General features: G+C 56.0%; 1 protein-coding gene. It reads right to left on the bottom strand.

Annotation, left to right across the window (positions count from 1 at the left end; all coding sequences use genetic code 11):
- On the bottom strand, nucleotides 1-436 hold a 436-nt coding region (locus ACTHUE_RS20540; RefSeq protein ID WP_440424336.1), incomplete at both ends, for an NAD(P)-dependent oxidoreductase.

The following is a 436-nucleotide window of genomic DNA, read 5'->3' on the forward strand; positions in this document are numbered from 1 at the left end:
GTCAACACCTGCACCGCCGATTTGGCCGTATTTCAACGCCGCAAACAAAGCGGCTTCATCGCCCAAGCCGCCGCGCCCGCAGTTGGTGAGGATGGCGCCGGGTTTTATTTGTTGCAATTCGGCTTCGCCTATCATGTTTGCCGTTTGCGGTGTGAGTGGACAATTAAGCGACACGACCTCGGCGGAGCGGATGGCTTCGTCAAAGGAAACATAGCCGTAGCGGACGCTTTGGGCATTTTTATGTTCGGCGAACACGACATTCATTTTGAGAGCCTGAGCATAAGTTGCCAGTGTTTGACCGATATTGCCGCGACCGAAAATCGCCAGCGTTTTGCCGGTCAAATCGCGCATCGGTGCGCCGAGGTAGCAGAAAAACGGCGAGTTTTCCCAAAAGCCTGCCGCAACGTCGCGCTGGTAGGCAGGCAGGTTGCGCATC

The organism is Neisseria sp. P0021.S005 (assembly GCF_051956955.1).